This window comes from Nocardioides sp. NPDC087217 (assembly GCF_044744805.1).
Lineage (GTDB): Bacteria > Actinomycetota > Actinomycetes > Propionibacteriales > Nocardioidaceae > Nocardioides.
The window spans coordinates 679,254-697,743 of the sequence record NZ_JBIUZB010000002.1 but is presented as its reverse complement, the minus strand read 5'-3'; the positions used below and the strand labels follow the sequence as shown (position 1 = coordinate 697,743).

At 70.4% G+C, this 18,490-nt stretch carries 19 protein-coding genes; 14 read left to right on the top strand and 5 right to left on the bottom strand.

All coding sequences use genetic code 11. From position 1 onward, the window contains the following. Window positions 1-9: 9 nt before the first annotated feature. Window positions 10-1,431 carry an aminopeptidase gene (locus ACIO3S_RS10660; protein ID WP_400462755.1) on the bottom strand — a complete coding sequence of 474 codons (1,422 nt, stop codon included), beginning with the start codon at window positions 1,429-1,431 and terminating at the stop codon, window positions 10-12. 117 nt (window positions 1,432-1,548) lie between these two features. Here ACIO3S_RS10660 and ACIO3S_RS10655 point away from each other — a divergent pair, with 117 nt between their 5' ends. Next, window positions 1,549-1,971 (top strand): PPOX class F420-dependent oxidoreductase, encoded by a 423-nt coding sequence (locus tag ACIO3S_RS10655; RefSeq protein ID WP_350843459.1) that lies wholly within the window; start codon window positions 1,549-1,551, stop codon window positions 1,969-1,971. 65 nt (window positions 1,972-2,036) lie between these two features. Here the strand turns inward: ACIO3S_RS10655 and ACIO3S_RS10650 are convergent, their stop codons facing one another. Beyond that, window positions 2,037-2,456, bottom strand: coding sequence for an SPW repeat protein (locus ACIO3S_RS10650; RefSeq protein ID WP_350713980.1), 420 nt, complete (start codon window positions 2,454-2,456; stop codon window positions 2,037-2,039). 152 nt (window positions 2,457-2,608) lie between these two features. On the opposite strand from ACIO3S_RS10650, the gene ACIO3S_RS10645 reads away from it, so the two are divergent. The 7 genes from ACIO3S_RS10645 (at window position 2,609) to ACIO3S_RS10615 (ending at window position 7,495) form a co-directional block, all read left to right on the top strand. Then, a complete protein-coding gene (locus ACIO3S_RS10645; protein ID WP_400462752.1) occupies window positions 2,609-2,974 on the top strand; it encodes an MmcQ/YjbR family DNA-binding protein in 366 nt (121 codons plus the stop codon). A gap of 84 nt (window positions 2,975-3,058) precedes the next feature. Beyond that, window positions 3,059-3,334, top strand: coding sequence for a Fe-S cluster assembly protein HesB (locus ACIO3S_RS10640; RefSeq protein WP_160023611.1), 276 nt, complete (start codon window positions 3,059-3,061; stop codon window positions 3,332-3,334). A 96-nt stretch (window positions 3,335-3,430) separates the two neighbouring features. Then, the gene (locus ACIO3S_RS10635; protein WP_400462749.1) at window positions 3,431-4,180 is read left to right on the top strand and encodes a VOC family protein; all 750 of its coding nucleotides are present in this window, start codon (window positions 3,431-3,433) and stop codon (window positions 4,178-4,180) included. Window positions 4,181-4,189: 9 nt separating this feature from the next. Continuing rightward, on the top strand, window positions 4,190-5,314 hold the full coding sequence (locus ACIO3S_RS10630; RefSeq protein ID WP_400462746.1) for an endonuclease/exonuclease/phosphatase family protein: 1,125 nt from the start codon (window positions 4,190-4,192) through the stop codon (window positions 5,312-5,314). A gap of 89 nt (window positions 5,315-5,403) precedes the next feature. Continuing rightward, window positions 5,404-6,684: a CehA/McbA family metallohydrolase gene (locus tag ACIO3S_RS10625; RefSeq protein WP_400462743.1), complete on the top strand. Its 1,281-nt coding sequence runs from the start codon at window positions 5,404-5,406 to the stop codon at window positions 6,682-6,684. 95 nt (window positions 6,685-6,779) lie between these two features. After that, complete coding sequence (locus ACIO3S_RS10620; RefSeq protein WP_400462741.1) at window positions 6,780-6,971, top strand: hypothetical protein; 192 nt, start codon at window positions 6,780-6,782, stop codon at window positions 6,969-6,971. After that, entirely contained in the window at window positions 6,968-7,495 is a 528-nt protein-coding gene (locus ACIO3S_RS10615) for a DoxX family protein (RefSeq protein WP_400462739.1), read from the top strand. The genes ACIO3S_RS10620 and ACIO3S_RS10615 overlap by 4 nt, the downstream gene beginning before the upstream one ends. Here ACIO3S_RS10615 and ACIO3S_RS10610 read toward each other — a convergent pair. Further along, entirely contained in the window at window positions 7,450-7,920 is a 471-nt protein-coding gene (locus tag ACIO3S_RS10610; RefSeq protein ID WP_400462736.1) for a GNAT family N-acetyltransferase, read from the bottom strand. The two genes, ACIO3S_RS10615 and ACIO3S_RS10610, sit on opposite strands and share 46 nt — an antisense overlap. 185 nt (window positions 7,921-8,105) lie before the next feature. Here ACIO3S_RS10610 and ACIO3S_RS10605 point away from each other — a divergent pair, with 185 nt between their 5' ends. Further along, on the top strand, window positions 8,106-8,831 hold the full coding sequence (locus ACIO3S_RS10605) for a peptidylprolyl isomerase (RefSeq protein ID WP_400462733.1): 726 nt from the start codon (window positions 8,106-8,108) through the stop codon (window positions 8,829-8,831). Window positions 8,832-8,950: 119 nt separating this feature from the next. On the opposite strand, the gene soxR is transcribed toward ACIO3S_RS10605, so the two are convergent. Then, entirely contained in the window at window positions 8,951-9,424 is a 474-nt protein-coding gene (gene soxR / locus ACIO3S_RS10600; RefSeq protein ID WP_350713968.1) for a redox-sensitive transcriptional activator SoxR, read from the bottom strand. A 61-nt stretch (window positions 9,425-9,485) separates the two neighbouring features. Here soxR and ACIO3S_RS10595 point away from each other — a divergent pair, with 61 nt between their 5' ends. Then, window positions 9,486-10,184, top strand: a complete 699-nt coding sequence (locus ACIO3S_RS10595) for an SDR family NAD(P)-dependent oxidoreductase (RefSeq protein WP_400462730.1) — start codon at window positions 9,486-9,488, stop codon at window positions 10,182-10,184. Continuing rightward, window positions 10,181-11,242: an S-adenosylmethionine:tRNA ribosyltransferase-isomerase gene (locus ACIO3S_RS10590; RefSeq protein ID WP_400462727.1), complete on the top strand. Its 1,062-nt coding sequence runs from the start codon at window positions 10,181-10,183 to the stop codon at window positions 11,240-11,242. Before ACIO3S_RS10595 ends, ACIO3S_RS10590 begins: the two co-directional genes overlap by 4 nt. 109 nt (window positions 11,243-11,351) lie before the next feature. Here ACIO3S_RS10590 and ACIO3S_RS10585 read toward each other — a convergent pair whose 3' ends face one another. After that, entirely contained in the window at window positions 11,352-11,789 is a 438-nt protein-coding gene (locus ACIO3S_RS10585) for an OsmC family protein (RefSeq protein WP_400462724.1), read from the bottom strand. A 37-nt stretch (window positions 11,790-11,826) separates the two neighbouring features. Between ACIO3S_RS10585 and pepN the strand changes: the two genes are divergently transcribed. The 3 genes from pepN to ACIO3S_RS10570 all read left to right on the top strand — a co-directional run bounded on the left by pepN (window position 11,827) and on the right by ACIO3S_RS10570 (window position 18,459). Then, window positions 11,827-14,277, top strand: coding sequence for an aminopeptidase N (gene pepN / locus ACIO3S_RS10580; RefSeq protein WP_400462721.1), 2,451 nt, complete (start codon window positions 11,827-11,829; stop codon window positions 14,275-14,277). 61 nt (window positions 14,278-14,338) lie between these two features. Beyond that, a complete protein-coding gene (locus tag ACIO3S_RS10575; RefSeq protein ID WP_400462718.1) occupies window positions 14,339-15,538 on the top strand; it encodes an exonuclease SbcCD subunit D in 1,200 nt (399 codons plus the stop codon). After that, window positions 15,538-18,459, top strand: coding sequence for an AAA family ATPase (locus ACIO3S_RS10570; RefSeq protein WP_400462716.1), 2,922 nt, complete (start codon window positions 15,538-15,540; stop codon window positions 18,457-18,459). Before ACIO3S_RS10575 ends, ACIO3S_RS10570 begins: the two co-directional genes overlap by 1 nt. Window positions 18,460-18,490 lie beyond the last annotated feature (31 nt).

Below are 18,490 nucleotides of genomic sequence, written 5' to 3'. Positions count from 1 at the left end.
GTTGTTCACCTACGGCCGCATGCGCCGCTCCTCACGCAGGTTGCGCTTGTCGAGCTTGGCGTCGTAGGTGGCCAGTGGCTTCGCCTTCGACGCGTCGGCCTCGACCGCGGCGGGCGCCACGCCGGCCCACTCCAGGATCCGGGCGGTGGCGAGCTCACGCTCGTCGGCGACCAGGCCGGCCACGTTGGCACCGTGGTTCATCCCCGGCGCCGTGAAGACGTAGGAGTCGTTGGCGAAGATGCCCGGGCGGAAGCGTTCGGCGCCCCACGGGTCGGCCTCGCCGTAGACGAAGAGCATCTGGTTGGCGTGCTTGCGCACCCAGGAGTCGACGTCACGCATCGCGGACGGGTCGAACCGCATGTCGATCTCGCGCGGGACGAAGCTGCGCGGCGGCTGGTAGCCGTAGCGGATCAGCTCGTCCTCGATGTGCGGGAAGCCGATCGTCGGCGCACCGAGCTCGGTGCCGGCCTGGTAGTAGTAGGGCGTGTAGGGGCTCAGGCCCTGGTCGGTGTAGAAGCTGAAGCCCGAGTAGTAGTCGATCGAGTCCCAGATCGCCTGGTCGCTGGCGGTGGCCGCGTCGGCGGGGATGCTCGAGCACTGGGCGGTGCCGGCGTACTGCCAAAAGGCCCAGACGTAGTCGAGCACGACCATCTCGTACGCAGCGTCCAGGCTGCCCACGGTGTCGAAGGTGTAGCCCTCGGCTGCTGCCAGCTCGGCGTACTTCGCCTTGAGCGCCTCGCGGCGGACGAGCGCCTCGCGCTGGACGCCGTTGAGCCGGTCGCGGCAGTCCTCGGTGCCGACGGAGGCGAAGAACTCGTCATAGGCGGAGTCTTCGCGGTTGACCACGTCGTTCGGCGCGACGTAGGCGACGATGCCGTCCATGTCACGGGGATAGAACCGCTCGAAGTAGGTCGCGGTCATGCCGCCCTTGGAGCCGCCGGTGGCGAGCCAGTTGGCGGAGTAGATCGGCTTCAGCGCCTTGAAGATGGCGTGCTGGTCGCTCGCGGCCTGCCAGATGTCGAGGTCGTCCCAGTCGGCCGGGTCAGGCCGCGACGGGGTGAAGAACCGGTATTCCATCGAGACCTGGTTGCCGTCGATGATGCGGGTCGGCTCGCTGCGGCCCGGGTTGGTCGAGACGTTGTAGCCGCTGGTCTGGAACACCGTCGGGCGGGCGGTGTCCTTGTGCAGCACGGTGAACCGCTGCTGGAAGGTGTCACCGTCGGGCCGGCGGTGGTCGACCGGCTGGGTGAAGTTCAGGACGAAGTAGCGGTAGCCCTGGACGGGCTTCTCCTGGATCAGGCTGACGCCTTCGATGGCGAGCAGGCGGTCGAGGATGTCGTCCTCGGCGGCTGCGACGGGGTTGGCGGGTGTGACGAGGAGCAGGGATGCCAGCCCCATCGCCACGAGAATCCGGCCGATCAATGCACGCATGTGGGGTCTCCTTCGGTGCGGGTCCTCGGCAACCTAGCCGGTCTCCGCGCCGGGCACCTCCGAATTCCGGATGCGTTCTCGGGGAAGGAAGTCGTACGGCGATGCGTTCGGGTCGACATGACGTTCGACGCGCACGAGCTTCTCGCCACGACCCGCCACGGGATCCTGGCCACGATCAAGTCCAACGGGATGCCGCAGCTCTCGCCGGTATGGCAGTTCTACGACCGCGAGCGCGGCGAGATCCTGATCTCGACCCGCGAGGGGCTGGTGAAGACCAAGAACCTCCGCCGCGACCCGCGCGCGGCGATCGAGGTCGACGGCCCCGGAGGGCGGTCCTGGGCGACGGCCGAGGGCACGGTCACGCTGACCGGACCCGGCGCCTCCATCGACAGCCCAGAGATCGACGCGCTCGTCGACTACTACCGGCGCGGCGCCGGCGAGCACCCCGACTGGGACGAGTACCGAGAGGTGATGGTCACCGACCGCCGCGTGCTCATCACCATCGCGGTCACGAAGGTCTACGGCGCGGACATCGGCTGATCCAGCGGCCGGAACGGCCGGCCGAGCGCTCCTCGCTCGGCCGGTCGGTGACGGTTCCGCGGGGTCTACCTACGCGGATTGAACAACGTGCCGAACCCGGACGCACCGAGTCCGCACAGCATGATGACGGCTCCGACGATCACGTTGGAGGCGATCATTCCAGCGGTGGTGTCGACGCCGTTCATGAGCCACGGCGAGACGATCGCCCATGCACCCATGAGCGGGACGGTCCAGGCCAGACCGTGTGTGCGGCCGAACGCCGACGCGAACCCGAGCGCCAGCAGAGCGACAGCGAGGCCGATGATCAGGTTGCTGACCATCAGTGGTGATGCCGTGGTGTTGAAGCCCACGACCCACGGAGATATGGCCAGATAGAGACCGGCCATCATCGTGACACCGTCGACCACCTGAGCGGTGGCGGAGGAGCCGGTCAGATCGAACCGGTCTCGGAGTGCCGCGATGTCGGGATGTTCCTGAATGGACATGTGTTCAGACGACATTTGTTTTTCACCTCCTCAGCCCCATGCCAAAGGAAGAACGACTGTCCTCGCGATCAATTCTAGGCCCGCGAAGCGGCAATTGACCCGCCCTAAATCGCGGGCCCCGGGCAGCCTCCGTCGGTGGCACCATGGTCGCCATGGACGTGACGTCGCTGCAGGCCTACTGCCTCACCAAGCCCGGTGCCTGGCCGGACAACCCGTGGGATCACGAGCACCCGGTGATCAAGGTCGGGCCGGGTGAGCGCGGCAAGATCTTCGCGTTCCTCGGCGACGCGAAAGTGGGGCTGAAGTGCGGGCCGTCCCGGGAGATCGCCGACGAGTGGCTGCTGCGCTATCCCGACGATGTGACCGTCACCGGCTACATCGGCCGCTCCGGCTGGAACGACCTCGCCTGGGGTGGCGCGATCCCTGACGAGGAGATCCTGGAGGCGGTCGACGAGTCGTACGCCACGGTCGTCTCGAAGCTCCCGAAGAAGCTCCGTCCGGAGGGCTGGGACGCCTGAGCGCGGCATGCCGGGCTTGAACGAGGCCGATCTGTGAGGAATGGTGGAGCGGGTACTCCGTACCCAACCATGGAAGATCTCGACATGCTTCAGCTGACCGAGAACGCCACCACGATCGTCCGCTCGATCTCCGAGCAGGCCCAGGGCGCCGGCCTCCGGCTCGCCTCCAACACAGAACCGGACGGCGCATTGAGCGCCGCTCTCGTCCCGACCGCCGAGGCGGAGGACCAGGTCATCGAGCAGGAGGGTGCGCGGGTCTTCCTCGACCAGGGCGCTGCCGCCGAGCTCGACGACAAGATCCTCGACGCCGGGATGGATGCCTCCGGCAACGTCCAGTTCGGGATCTCCCAGCAGGGCTGATCCCGCGCTACGCCGGGGCGTGCCGCAGTCGCGGTGCGCCCCGGCGTACGTCGTTTTCGACCACATCCGCCTTGTCGCACGCGTAGGGTCGCGGGCATGAGCTCCACTGGCGCGCCTGCCTGGTTCCACCTCTTCCTCGACGTCCCACGGGAACGATGGGAGGAGGCGGTCGGATTCTGGTCCGCGGCGACCGGCTGGGCGATCTCGCCGCCGAGAGGCGAGGACGGGCAGTTCGTCACGCTCGTACCGCAGACGGGCGATTCCTGGCTGAAGATGCAGGCCCTCGACGACGGCGAGCCACGGATCCACGTCGATCTCGATGCCGCCGACCGTGAGGAAGCGGTGGAGCGATCGGTGTCGCACGGAGCGACTCCGGCCTGGACGTACGACGGGGTTCCGGTGATGCGCTCCCCCGGCGGCATGCTCTTCTGCCACACGGTCGGTGAGGAGTCCCAGCCGCGCTTCGCGCGCTCGGAGCCGGAGCGGGTGCTCGATCAGGTGTGCATTGACATCCCCCGCTCCCGCTGGGACCAGGAGGTCGCCTTCTGGGCCGCGGTCACCGGGCGGACTCCCGAGCCGGCCAAGACCCCCGAGTTCGTACGTCTCGCCGACCCCGATCCGCACGGCGGGCTCCGGATCCTCCTGCAGCGGCTCGAGGACGAGGACGGTGAGGTCGGGGCACACCCCGATGTCGCGGTCGCCAACCGTGCCTCGGAGACCTGCCGTCACGAGGCGCTCGGCGCCGACACCGTCGGCGTCTTCGAGTGGTGGACGGTGATGCGCGCGCCGTACGGGCAGATCTACTGCCTCACCGATCGCGACCCGGTGACGGGTCGAGTGGCCTAACCTGGGGAGATGCGGCTCGCATCGTTCAACGTCGAGAACCTCTTCGCCCGGCCGAAGGCGATGGACGCCGACGAGGCCGATGCCACGACTCGGCGAGCGGTCCTGACCGCTCACGCCCGCGTCTCCACGCTTCTCGCCCAGCCCAGCTATCAGGGCGATGAGCAGGAGATCCTGGACAACCTCGAGAAGCTGGGGCTCCTGAAGAGCGACGAGGGCGAGTTCGCGCGGCTGCGGAAGATGCGCGGCTCGCTGCTCAAACGCCCGCGTTCGGGGCCGGTGCAGCTGGTCGCGAAGGGGCGCAACGACTGGGTCGGGTTCGTCGAGCTCAAGACGACCGCCGTCGACGAGATCGCGACCGAGAACACCGCGCGTGTCTTCGCCGAGCTGCGGGCGGAGGTCGCGGTCGTCGTCGAGGCCGACGACCGGCCGGGGCTGCACATGTTCTCCCAGACGCTGCTGCCCGAGGTCGGCGCCGAGGCGTACGAGCAGGTGATGGTCGTGGAGGGCAACGACGAGCGCGGCATCGATGTCGGCGTGATGGTCGGCGACGGCTACCGCCTGGTGCAGCTGCGTACCCACATCTTCGACCGCGACGATGAGGGCGTGATCTTCTCCCGCGACTGCTGCGAGTATCACCTCGACGCTCCCAGCGGCGCGCGGATCGTGGTCCTCGCCAACCACTTCAAGTCCAAGGGCTACTCGGAGAAGGGCGACCCGCTCGGCGCCAAGCGGCGCGGCCGGCAGGCGAAGCGGGTCGCGGAGATCTATCGGGGGCTGCTCGAGGAGGGGATCGAGCACGTCTGCGTCGCCGGCGATCTCAACGACTCCCCCGCCGGCGGATCGTTGGAGCCACTGTTGTCCGTCTCTGGGCTCGTGGATGCCAGCGAGCACGCGAACTGGGACTGGAACCACCGCCGCGGAACGTACGGTTCCGGCAACGAGGACGCCAAGATCGACTACCTGCTCCTCTCCCCCGCGCTGCGCGCGAAGCAGACCGGTGGCGGCGTCTTCCGCAAGGGCGTGTGGCACGGGCCGCGGACCAAGGATCCCTGGGACCTGTTCCCGACGCTGACCGCGGAGCAGCACGCGGCCTCCGACCATGCCTGTCTCTACGCCGACTTCACCGACCTGTGAGCTGAAAGCCTCCCGTACGCCGCTGTGATCTGCGTGAAATAGGGGCCATGTGCCTCGGACACGGACAGCAGCACGGGACTCTTCGGTCGATGAGCAGGCCGCTCACGCGGCGCACGGCGCTGGGAGCGGCAGGAGCGGGGCTCCTGCTGGCGTCGATGTCCTCGTCGTTCACGGGTGCGGCCGCCTCGGCGACCGCTCGGGCCGGCGTGGGGGCGAGCCGGCTGTCGCGGCTCTCGTCCGGGACCACGCTGGTCCATGCCGACCTGCACAACCACACGCTGATGTCGGACGGCGACGGCGACCCCGACCTCGCCTTCGACTCGATGCGGAGCGCCGGGCTCGACGTCGCGGCGCTCACCGACCATGCCACGGTCTCCGACCACATCCTCGGTGACGCGCTCGCGGGGCTGCTGCCGGCGGCGTACAAGCAGCTCGGCGGCATCACCCGCTCGGACTGGGCCCGGACCCGCGAGCTGGCCGATGCGGCCAACGCCGACGGCACCTTCACCGCGATCCGCGGCTTCGAGTGGTCCGAGCCGTTGTTGGGTCATATCAACGTGTGGGGAAGCGAGCACTTCACCGACATCGTCGACGTCGGGGCGATGCGGCCGTTCTTCGACTGGCTGATGCGCTCGCCCTCCACGCCGCTGATCGACGGCGGATCTGACGGGATCGCCGGGTTCAACCATCCCGGGCGGGAGCCGTTACGGTTCCAGGAATTCCGCTACGACGCGCGGGCGCGGGAGCGGATGGTGTCGCTGGAAATGTTCAACCGGGGCGACGACTATCTGTTCGAGGGCTTTGCCGACGGCAAGACCTCTCCCTTGTGCCAGTGCCTCAACGCCGGCTGGCGCACCGGGATCAGCGGGGTCACCGACGAGCACGGCACCGACTGGGGCCACCCGGAGGGCAAGGGACGTACCGGGCTGTGGGTCGCCTCCCACGACCGCGCCGGCGTCTTCGAGGCGATGCGGGCGCGGCGGTTCTTCGCCACTCGCACCTCGGGGCTCCGGGTCGACGCGGTGGCCACGCTGGACGGCGTCGAGCACCGGATGGGCTCGGTGGTTCCCGGCCGTGGCGGCGACATGCGGTTCACCCTCGACCTGGCTCGCGACGATGAGTGGGTCGGCCGGGAGCTCCATCTGCAGGTGCTGCGTCCGGGTCCGTCGGTGCCTCTTGTGGCCGACGTCGTGGCGTTCCGCGTCGGCGACCCGGTCTCGGTCACGGTGCCCGTCTCCGTCGATGACGGCGACTGGATGCTGCTGCGGGTCAGCGACCCAACTGGCGCCAACGCGAGCCCGGGTCCGGAGGGCCATCCCTGCAACGACCTGGGCATCGCCTACACCAGCCCGTGGTGGCTGCAACCCTGACGTATTTCCTGAGAAGCCGGCCCGCAGCCTGAAGATGCGCTGAAGGCGGGCGTCCGGGCGGTGGTTGCGGGCCTCGGCTGTGGCACGCTGGCGATGTGAACGAGGTGTTGTACGTCGTCGGGCTGGTCGCGGTCTCCGTGGCCGTGCTGGCGCTCGGGGTGTGGTTCGTGCGGCGTGAGATCAGGGACGAGGTCTCGCCGGCGCCGTTGCTGTGGGCCGGCTGCGCGGTCGTGGCGGCGTTCGTCGTCTTCGGCGTCCTGCGCACCTCCTGGGTGGTGCTCTCATGAGGACTCGCGCTGATCTGTTGGGCTGGATCGGCCTCGTCGGCCGCCTCTACCTCGGCTTCGTGTTCCTCGCCGCCGGGCTTGCCAAGCTGCCCGAGCCGGCGATCACCGAGCAGGCGGTGCGCGGCTACCAACTGCTGCCGTGGCAGCTGGCCCCTGCGTACGCGATCGCCATGCCGATCGCCGAGATCGTCCTCGGTGCGCTGCTGATCCTCGGGCTGTTCACCCGAACCGCGGCGGTGGCGACCGCGCTCGGCCTGTGCTCGTTCCTCGTCGGGATCACCTCGGCCTGGGCGCGCGGGCTCAACATCGACTGCGGCTGCTTCGGTGGCGGCGGCGCCTCCGCGGATCCCGCCTATCTCGCCGACACCCTCCGCGACCTGGGCTGGCTCGCGATCGCGGTCTATCTGATCGTCGTACGCCGCACCAAGCTCGCTCTCGACGACCTACTGTTCCGGCGGGGCGCCCCGCCGGTCGACGACTACAGCGAAAGCTCGAAGAAGACCGAGTTGGGATCGAGCACGTAGCTGCCGAAGGGCGGGCGCTCGGTGAAGCCGTTGCCCGCGTAGAGGCGCCGGGCGGGCTCGTAGAAGGCTTCGGTGCCGGTCTCCAGAAGCACCCGGCGACCGCCGTGTGACCTGGCCTCGGCCAGCAGGTGCCGCAGCATCGCGGTCGCGACGCCGCGGCCGCGGGCGGCGGCCGTGGTGCGCATCGACTTGAGCTCGTAGTCACCCTCGCCGAGCGACTTCAGCGCGCCGCAGCCGACGAGCTCGTCGCCCTCCCAGGCCGACCAGAACGCGATCTCGGGCACCTTCAGTGCCTCGAGGTCGAGCGCGTGCACCGACTCGGCCGGTGTCACGGCGTACATGTCCTCGAGATGGTCCTCCAGGAGCCGGATCACCTCGGGCCGGGTCAGGTCGTCGAGCTCGAAACGCAGGGAAAGCACAGGCACGGCTGGAGGGTAGCCGAGCCCCTCCCTCGTCGTGGCGATCGGGTGCGACGAGGCTGGTGCAGTATCGCGGCCGACGACCAAGGTGTGCGATAGTGCGCAGCCCCAACGCTGGCGGAAGAAGCTGGCGGTATCGCCATGCGGGGTCCGTCGAGGGAACCTTCAGGCTGCTCCCCTAGCATCTGGGCATGCCTTCTCGTGCGCTCCCGGCCGTTGCCGCCGCTGCCCTGCTCCTGACGCTCTCCGCCTGTGGTTCCGACGACGGGTCCGCTTCCGACCCCGCCGCGGAGAGCAAGGGCCCGAAGTCGAGCGAGTCCAGCGACTGGAAGTCGATCGTGAAGCCCGGCTCGGCGGACTGCGACTACGTCGAGGACCCGATGGGCGCCTCCAAGGAGGTGGACCAGCCGGAGAAGACCGCGCAGTACACCGGCAAGGTCGCCGCCACCATCAACACCTCGGTCGGCCCGCTCGCGATCACCCTCGACGCCGACAAGGCGCCCTGCACGGTCAACTCGTTCCTCTCGCTGGCCTCGCAGGACTACTACGACGGCACCAGCTGCCACCGCCTCGGCGCCAACCCCGGTTTCGAGCTGCTGCAGTGCGGCGACCCGACCGGTCAGGGCACCGGCGGCCCGGGCTACACGATCCCCGACGAGTTCAAGGACAGCGACACCTTCCCCGCCGGCACCCTCGCGATGGCCAACACCGGCCAGCCCAACTCCGGCGGCAGCCAGTTCTTCATGGTCTTCGGCGACACCCAGCTCCCGCCCGCCTACACCGTCTTCGGCACCCTCGACGAGGCCGCCATCAAGACCCTCCAGGAAGTCGGCGAGGCCGGCGTGGGCGAGGCCGGCCCCGACGGCACCGGCGCGCCCAAGACGCCTGTCGAGTTCGAGACGATCACCGTCGGCTGATCACCCTCGCGCCGAATCCGCACGTATGGCGCGCCGAATCGGTAGTTGTGGGCGACGAAACTCCAGTTTCGTCGCCCACAGTTGCATTCTCGGCACGCAGCTTCTACCGATTCGGCTGGTCAGGCGCGGCGGCGAGGTGGGTCGCGGCGGAGGACCTTGGGGAGGTACGCGGCGCCGGCACTCTGGGCCGCGGCGGCGTCGTTGGGGTTGGAGATGCCGCAGCGCTGCAGGGAGAGGCAGCCGCAGCCGATGCAGGAGTCGAGGTTGTCACGGAGACGCTCGAGGGCGTGGATCTGCTCCTCGAGGCGGCGGCGCCAGTGCCTGGACATGCGTGCCCAGTCGGCCTTCGTGGGGGTCCGGTCCCCCGGCAGGCAGTCGAGCTCTGCCTTGATCTCGTCCAGGGAGAGCCCGACGTTGGCGGCGGCCCGGATGAAGGCGAGGCGACGCAGGACGCTGCGCTCGAACGTACGCTGTCCCCCGGCCGATCGCTCGGCCCGGATCAGGCCCTGGCTCTCGTAGTAGCGCACCGCTGAGGCGGCATAGCCGCTGCGCCGGGTCACCTCGCCCATCGTGAGCAGGTCGTGGGTGTTCATCTCACTCTTTTCTGCCGCGGCCCTTGATCTCAAGTTCACTTTAGGTTGAATCCTAGGGGGCATGAACCGATCAGACAACGAAGTAGCCGTCATCACCGGCGGCTCCGCGGGGCTGGGACTCGCCCTCGCGACCTCCCTCATCGACAAGGGCTGGAGCATCGTCACCGACGCCCGGAACGCCGACCGCCTCCATGCCTCCCTGCCGGACAGCGCTCGGGTGACGACGCTGAGCGGCGACGTACGAGATCTCGACCATCAGGACGCGATCGCCGCCGCGGTCGCCCGGCACGGGCGCCTCGACCTGCTCGTGCACAACGCCAGCGAGCTCGGCCCCATGCTTCCCCTGGCCGAGGTCCCGGAGAGCCTCTTCTCCCGCGTGCTCGAGACCAACCTGCTCGCCCCGCTCACGCTGACCCAGCGGCTCCTCCCCTATCTGATCGCCTCGCGCGGCACCCTCGTGGGCATCTCCAGCGACGCGGCGGTCGAGCACTACCCGACCTGGGGAACGTACGCAGCCAGCAAGGCCGCGCTCGATCACCTGATCCTCACCCTCGGCGAGGAGAACGGCATCCGTGCGTACGCCGTCGACCCCGGCGACATGCGCACCGCGATGCACCAGGCCGCCTTCCCCGGTGAGGACATCTCCGACCGACCGCTGCCGGAATCGGTCGTTCCGCACCTGCTCGCGCTGCTCTCCGGCGACCAGCCGTCCGGGCGCTACCGCGCCATTGAACTCGCATCAGTAGGAGCAACCCGATGACCATGCTCGCCGAACGACCGACCACCACGTTCCCCTTTCCCGACGAGACCACCGCCCCCGCGCCCGCGGAGTGGCGCGGCATCGAACGCGACGGGGTGCGCCTGCTGGTGGCGTCGCCGGGCGGCGTACGACATGCCCGGTTCCACAACCTTGCCGATCACCTCTCCCCCGGCGACCTGGTCGTGGTCAACGACTCGGTGACCGAGGCGCGCCAGCTCGACGCCGACATGATCGGGCGCGGCCGGGTCGTACTCCACCTCGCCCAGCGTCTCGACACCGGCTGGGCAGTGGAGATCCGCTCCGCCCCGGACGCCTCCCGGTCCGTGCTCGACGCCGCCGAGGGCGACGTGATCGTGACCGCCGGCCTCCGGGTCACCCTGCGCGAGCCCTACCCCGACGGCCGCGCCTCCTCCCCCACCGGCGAGGGCAACCGGCTGTGGCGCGCCCGGATCACCGGCGACGTGACCGCCGAGCTCGAGCGGGCGGGCCGCCCGATCGCGTACGGCTATCTCGACCGCCGCTACCCGCTCTCCGCCTACCAGACCGTCTTCGGGCACCGCCCCGGAAGCGCCGAGATGCCCTCGGCTGCGCGACCGTTCACCCACCCGCTGGTCACCGAGCTGGTCACCCGCGGCATCCAGATCGCGCCCATCACCCTGCACACCGGCGTCTCCTCCCAGGAGGCAGGCGAGGCCCCCGGGGCGGAGTGGTTCGAGGTCTCCGAGACCACCGCCCGGCTGGTGGAGCAGACCAGGTACGCCGGTGGCCGCGTCGTCGCGGCCGGCACCACCGTCACCCGAGCCCTCGAGTCGGCGGTCATCCCCGCGACGGGCGCGGTCCGGGCGGCGAGCGGCTGGACCGACCGGGTCATCACACCGGCCAACCCGCCGTACGTCGTCAACGGGCTCATCACCGGCTGGCACGACCCGCAAGCCAGCCATCTGCTGCTGGTCGAGGCCGTCGCCGGCCCCGAGCTCACCCAGGTGGCCTACGACGCCGCCGTCGCCGAGGGCTATCTGTGGCACGAGTTCGGCGACTCTGCGCTCCTGCTCCCCTGACCGTCGAATCTGCACATGTGGAGGCCGAATCGGTAGTGGTGGGCGACGAAACTCTACTTTCGTCGCCCACAACTGAAGTCTCAGCCGCCAGAACTGCAGTCTCGGCGGGTTAGGAGAGGGCGCCCTCGCCGTAGGTCACAGGGGTGCCGACGGCGACGGTGCGGCCGACGGTGCACAGGCGGGTCTCGGACTTCTTGATCGCGTCCGGGAGGACGTTGCGGGCGGCGTCGCCGGCCTCGCCCTCGGGGAAGGCGATGTCGAAGGTGACCGACAGGTCGACGAGGCGGTTGCCCTGCTCGTCGCGGATCTTGGTGCCCGCGGCGAGCGCCTCGAAGGTCTCCATCGGGGACCGCTTGCCGGTGATGAAGTCGACGTCCAGAGCGCTGCAGCCGGCCAGGGCGGCGAGGAGCAGCTCGACCGGGGTGAAGTCGGGGTCGTCGCCGTGGCCGATCACCACGGTGCCGCCGCGCGCGTTGGTCGCACGGAAGCGGTGCTCGCCGATCTTCTCCAGAGATACCGAGCGCTGGTCTGCCGCATCAGAAGTCATGGGGTAAGAGTGCCATCTGCCCGTTAGCCTGTGCGACGTGAGCACCCAGAGCCTGCCCCTGCGCCGAGACGAGGCCACCGCCCGTGCCGGTCTGCTGAAGATCGAGGACTACGACGTACGTCTCGACCTGGCCTCCCACGAGGAGACCTTCCACTCGGTGACGACGATCCGGTTCACATCGAAGGGCGGGCCGACGTTCGTCGACCTGAAGCCGGTCTCGGTCGCGCGGATCACTCTCAACGGCGGCGCTGTCGACCCGGCGACGCTCGCGAAGGGTCGCCTCCCGATAACCACGCAGGAGGGCCTGAACGAGCTCGTCGTCGAGGCCACCATGCCGTTCCGCAACGACGGCGAGGGGCTCCACCGCAGCGTCGACCCGGCCGACGGACGGGCCTACGTCTACGGGATGTGCTTCATGGACGCCGCCCCGACGATCTTCGCCTGCTTCGACCAGCCCGACCTGAAGGCGCCCTACACCTTCCACGTGACCGCGCCGCGCGACTGGACGGTGATCGGCAACGCGCCGGGCACCCAGACCTCGCCGGGTGAGTGGGAGTTCGAGCGGAGCCAACCGCTCTCGACGTACTTCGTCACGCTCGTCGCCGGCCCGTGGCACATGATCCACGACGAGCACGACGGGATCCCGCTGTCGCTGAGCTCGCGGCAGAGCATCGCCGCCGACCTCGACAAGGACGCCGAGGAGCTCTTCACGATCACCAAGCAGTGCTTCGACGAGTTCCACCGGCTCTTCGGCATCCGCTACCCGTTCGGCAACTACCACCAGGCGTTCGTGCCGGAGTTCAACGCGGGCGCGATGGAGAACCCGGGCTGCGTGACCTTCCGCGACCCGCTCGTCTTCACCTCCCGCGTGACCCGCGGCATGCGGATCCAGCGGGCCACCACGGTCGCCCACGAGATGGCTCACCAGTGGTTCGGCGACCTGGTCACGCCCCAGTGGTGGGACGACCTGTGGCTCAACGAGTCCTTCGCCGAATACATGGGCAACCGGGTGACCGCCGAGGTGACGGAGTACGCCGACGCCTGGGCCGACATGTCCTACGCCCGCCGCCAGTGGGGCCTGACCGCCGACCAGCGCGGCTCGACGCACTCGGTCGCCGGAAACGGTGCCGAGGACGCCGTCTCCGCGCTGCAGAACTTCGACGGGATCTCCTACTCCAAGGGCTCCGCGATCCTGCGCCAGCTCGCCGCGTCCCTGGGCGACGACGTCTTCTTCGCGGGTGCGATCGACCACTTCAACCGGCACCGGTTCGGCAACGCGACGATGCACGACCTGTTCAGCTCCTGGGATGCCGCCGCGGCCGAGGCGGGGGTCGAGTTCGACCTCGACACCTTCACCTCCCAGTGGCTGCTCAAGGCCGGCCCGGACACGCTCTCGTGGGACCCGGCCAAGATGGTCGTCAACCGCACCGCTCCGTCGCTGCATCCCGCCGATCGCTCCCACACCTTCCGCGCGGCGATCCTCAACGGCACCCGGTGGACCACCGAGGAGCTCACGGTGAGCGGTGACCAGACGCCGCTCCAGGTCGCCGCCAACGCGGTCGTGCTCGACCCCTACGACGACACCTGGGCCTCGGTCATCCCCGACTGGGAGACCGTGCAGGCGCTCAAGGCGGCGCTCCCGGAGATCACCGACGACGGTCTGCGCGCGGGCGTGTGGAACAACCTGCGCAGCGCCTGGTTCAACGCCGCGGTCGACCCGGCCGACGTCATCGACATCGCCGAGGCGTCGCTCCCGGTGGAGGACGTCGAGGACACCCCGAGGCGCACCATGCCGTGGCTCTTCGGCTCGGTGGTGCCGCTGGCGCCCGCGGGGGCGCGCGAGCGGCTCCACGAGGCGGCCCTCCGCAAGCTCGCCGAGGTCGCTCCCGGCTCCGAGCTGCAGCTGTCGTCCTACCGCGCCGGGATCCGCTCGGCGTCGTCCGAGTCGCTGCTGCGGGAATGGCTCGCCACTCCCCCGGCCGGGATCGAGACCGACCTCGACCTGCGCTGGCGCATCCTCGCCAAGCTCGCCGAGCACGGCTTCGCCTCTCGTGAGGAGCTGCACGCCGCCTATGACGCCGAGCCCGCCAACGAGGCCCGCATCCATCTGAACGGCGCCCTGGTCAGCATCCCCGACGCGGAGGCGAAGGCGTACGGCTGGTCGGTGTTCACCGGCGAGACCGACCTGCCCAACTACGACATCCTGGCCGCCGGGCGGGCGTTCTGGAGCGGGCCGGCCGAGCTCACCGCGGACTACGTCGAGCGCTACTTCGCCGAGCTTCCCGCCACCGCCGAGAAGCGCTCTGGCTGGAGCCTGGCCGAGGCCGCCGAGGCCTTCTTCCCGAGCGGCTCGGTGACCGAGGAGACCCTCGCTGCCGCGCGGGCGGTCATCGAGCTGGATCTCGACCCGGGCGTACGCCGCCGAGTGGCCGACGCGGCCGACAACCTGCAGCGGCAGCTGGCGATCAAGGTGACCTATCCCGCGTAGCCGACGCTCCGGCGGTGAGTCGGGGGCAAGACTGTCCGTGCTCACCGATAGTTTTCGTTTCATGCGGATCCTGCACACCTCCGACTGGCACCTGGGCCGGTCCTTCCACCGGGAGGGCATGCTCGGGCACCAGGCGGCGTACGTCGACCATCTCCTCTCCGTGGTGGAGCAGGGATCTGTCGACGTGGTGTGCATATCCGGCGATGTCTACGACCGGGCGCTTCCGCAGGTCGATGCGGTGCGGCTGGCCTCGGAGGCGCTCTCCCGGCTCGCCGCCTCGCGGGCGAAGGTCGTCATCACCAGCGGCAACCACGACTCGGCGCAGCGACTCGGCTTCGGCTCCGAGCTGATCGACGCCGCCGGCATCTTCATCCGCACCGACCTGGCCGGAGTCGGCCGCCCGGTGATGCTCCCCGACGAGCACGGCGAAGTGGCCTTCTACGGTCTCCCCTACCTCGATCCCGACGCCGCCAGGGCGTCGTGGGGGCTGGAGTCGCGCTCCCACCAGGCGGCGCTCGGCGAGGCGATGAAGCGGGTCCGCGCCGACCTCGACCAGCGGGGTGGTCGCAGCGTGGTGATGGCCCACGCGTTCGTCACCGGCGCGGAGCCCTCCGACTCCGAACGCGACATCTCCGTCGGCGGCGTCTCGATGGTGCCCGCCAGCCTCTTCGAGGACATTTCCTACGCCGCCCTCGGCCACCTCCACGGCCGCCACACGATCACCGACACGGTGCGCTACAGCGGCTCCCCGCTGGCCTACTCCTTCTCCGAGGCCAACCACCTCAAGGGGTCCTGGCTCATCGATCTCGACGAGTCCGGTTTCGTCGCCAGCGAGTTCGTGGAGGCGCCGGTCCCGCGCAAGCTGGCCAGGCTGCGCGGCACGCTCGAGGAGCTGCTGAGCGACCCCCGCCACGAGGTCCACGAGCAGTCGTGGCTGCAGATCACCCTGACCGACCGGATCCGCCCGGCCCAGGCCATGGAACGGCTGCGGAGGCGGTTCCCGCACACCCTCGTGCTGGGCTTCGAGTCGACTGCACCGGTCCTGGGTGCGCTGTCGCAGCCCGACCCGTCCCGGCCGCGGCGCGACATCGACCTGGTCACCGAGTTCGTGGCCGAGCTCCGCGGCGAGCCCGCGGCCAAGGCCGAGCTGGCGCTGCTGCAGACCGCCGTGGACGCCTGCTGCGAGGACCCCGAGGTCGATTCACTCGACTCGCGTTCCGGCGTCGCCGAGGAAGAGGAGTGGCTCGAGGTGCTCTTCTGATGCGCCTTCACCACCTGGAGGTCGCCGCGTTCGGCCCGTTCACGGGCACGGTGAGCGTCGACTTCGACCAGCTCTCCGAGGCGGGGCTCTTCCTGCTCTCCGGCGCCACCGGCGCCGGCAAGACGAGCGTCCTGGACGCGGTCTGCTTCGCGCTCTACGGCGACGTCCCCGGTGACCGTTCGGTCGCGAAGCGGCTGCGCAGCGACCGGGCCCCTGCCGAGGTCGCCACGCGGGTCGTCCTGGAGGCGACGCTCGCCCAGCGACGCTTCCGGATCACCCGCTCCCCGTCCTGGGAGCGGCCCAAGCGGCGCGGCGCCGGCACCACGACCCAGCAGGCCTCCGTCGTGCTCATGGAGCAGGTCGGCGAGGAGTGGCGCACCCTCACCACCCGGCTCGACGAGGCCGGCCATCTGGTCTCGGACCTCCTCGGCATGACGCTGACCCAGTTCGTGCAGGTCGCGATGCTCCCCCAGGGCCGCTTCCAGGCCTTCCTCCGCTCCAGCGCCGAGGAGCGCAAACGGCTGCTCGAGCGGCTCTTCCGCACCGAGCGTTTCGCCGATGTCGAGCGCTGGCTGCGGGAGCGCCGCGTCGAGCTCCGGCGGCGCTCCGAGGAGCTCAACGCCGGCGTCGCCGAGGTGGTCAGCCGGATCAGCGAGACCGCGGCCGTCACCCTCCCCGACGACTGGGACGTCCACGACCTCGGCCTCCCCGCCGGCGACGGCGCGATCGCCACCTGGGCCCGTGCGCTGGCCGAGGAGGCCACCGAGTCACAGGCCGTCACCTCCGGCGCCGCGATGGAGGCCCTGGCCGCGGAGTCGGAGACCCTCGCAGCGCTCGACGCCGCCCGGGCGATGGCCGAGAAGCAGCGCGGCCTCCGGGCAGCCGCCGCCGCCGAGAGCCGTCTCGTCGCCGCGGCCGAGGAGCAGGAGGAGCGTGTACGCCGCGTCGAGGCCGCCCAGCGGGCCGAGGCGGTGGCCGGGGTCAGCGAGCTCGCCGACCAGGCGCGGCGCGAGCACGCCCGAGCGACCTCGCTCGCCCCGAGCGACATGACCCTGACCGATGCCAAGGCGGCGGTGGACCGGATCTCGGCCCGTCTCGCCCAGGCCCGTGCCCTGGTGCCGGTCCAGCAACGTCTGAGCGAGGTCACCCGCGAGCTCGCGGCCACCGGCACCCAGCAGGACCGGCTCCTCACCCAGACCCGCGAGCAGGCCCGGCTCGCCGAGGAGCTGCCGCAGCAGGCCGAGGCCCTCACCGCGGACCTGGCGGCGGCCGCCGAGGCCGCTGCGGCGATCCCGGTGCTGCGTGCTCAGGTCGCCGCGGTCACCGAGGTCGGCCGGCTGACCAGGGAGCTCGTCGACGCCCGCTCCAGGCACGAGGCGGCCAGGACGGCCGCCATGGAGGCGCGCACCCGCTATCTCGACGTACGCCAGGCCCGGCTGGACGGCATCGCGGCCGAGCTCGCCGGCGCGCTCGCGGTCGGCGCGGACTGCCCGGTGTGCGGCTCGCACGAGCACCCCCACAAGGCCTCCCCCGCCGACGGCGCCCCCGACGCGGCTGCCGAGAAGGCCGCCCAGGCGACCTACGACAACGCCAGCGCCGAAGAGCACGCCCGCGACCAGCACGTGCGCGACCTCACCACCCGTCTGCAGCTCGCCCAGGAGGCCGCCGGCGAGACCGACGAGCCGGCCGCGTCGATGGCCGAGCGCCTGGCCGGTCTGGAGCGCACCGCTGCCCGCGAGCCGAGCCTGCGCGCCGAGCTCACCGCCGTCGAAGAGGCTCGGGCCCGCTCGGCGACGCTCCGCGCAGAGCTCGAGACCCGCGCCGCCGAGCTCGAGACCACCATCCGTCATCTCACCGACGAGCGCGAGCGTCTCGAGGAGCAGCTGACCGACGTCCGCGGGGACCACACAGATCTCGACGCCCTCCTCACCGCGCTCGAACGCGACCACCGCGCGGCGACAACGAGCCTCGAGCGCCTGGAGGCCGCCACCCGCGCCGCCGAAGCGCTCGCCGGGGCCGAGCGCACCCTCACCGCCACCGCGGTCCGGGCCGGCTTCGACACCCCCGAGAGCGCCCTTGCCGCGGCGCTACCACCGGAGCGGGTCGCGGCGCTGAACAGCCAGATCAAGACGTACGCCGACAGCCTGGCGGCCGCCCGGGCGACCCTCGACTCCCCCGGCGCCGCCGAGATCCTGGCCACCGAGGAGCCGGACCTGCCGGCGCTCGCCACCGCCCATCGCACGGCCGCCGACGCCGCTGATGCGGCCCGCTCGGCGGCCGACACCGCCGCCAACCGGGCCGCCCGCCTCGACTCCCTGCAACGCGACCTGACCGGTGCGCTCTCGGCCTGGGCGCCTATACGCGAGGACCTCGAGGTCGCCGCCCGGATCGCCTCCTTCGCGGAGGGCAAGAGCAGCGACAACCAGCTCCAGATGAGTCTGTCGGCCTACGTCGTCGCCTACCGCCTCACCCAGGTCGTCGCCGCCGCCAACGAGCGGCTGGCGAAGATGAGCGACCAGCGCTACGCGCTGGAGCACTCCGCGGCCAAGGGCGCCGGCGACCGCCGCGGTGGTCTGGCGCTGATGGTCCGCGACGACTGGTCCGGCGAGTCGCGAGACCCGGCCACCCTGTCGGGTGGCGAGACCTTCGTGGTCTCCCTCGCGCTGGCCCTGGGCCTGGCCGACGTGATCATGAACGAGGCCGGCGGCCAGATGCTCGACACCCTCTTCGTCGACGAGGGCTTCGGCTCCCTCGACGCCGACACCCTCGATGACGTACTCGACGTCCTCGACACCCTCCGCGAGGGCGGCCGCATCATCGGCGTGGTCAGCCACGTCACCGAGATGCGCGAGCGGATCCCCACCCAGCTGGCCGTGGCCAAGGGCCGCGACGGCTCCACCCTCCACGTCGTCGGCGTCTGAGCGAAGAATTTACCCTCGGGACGAGAGTTAT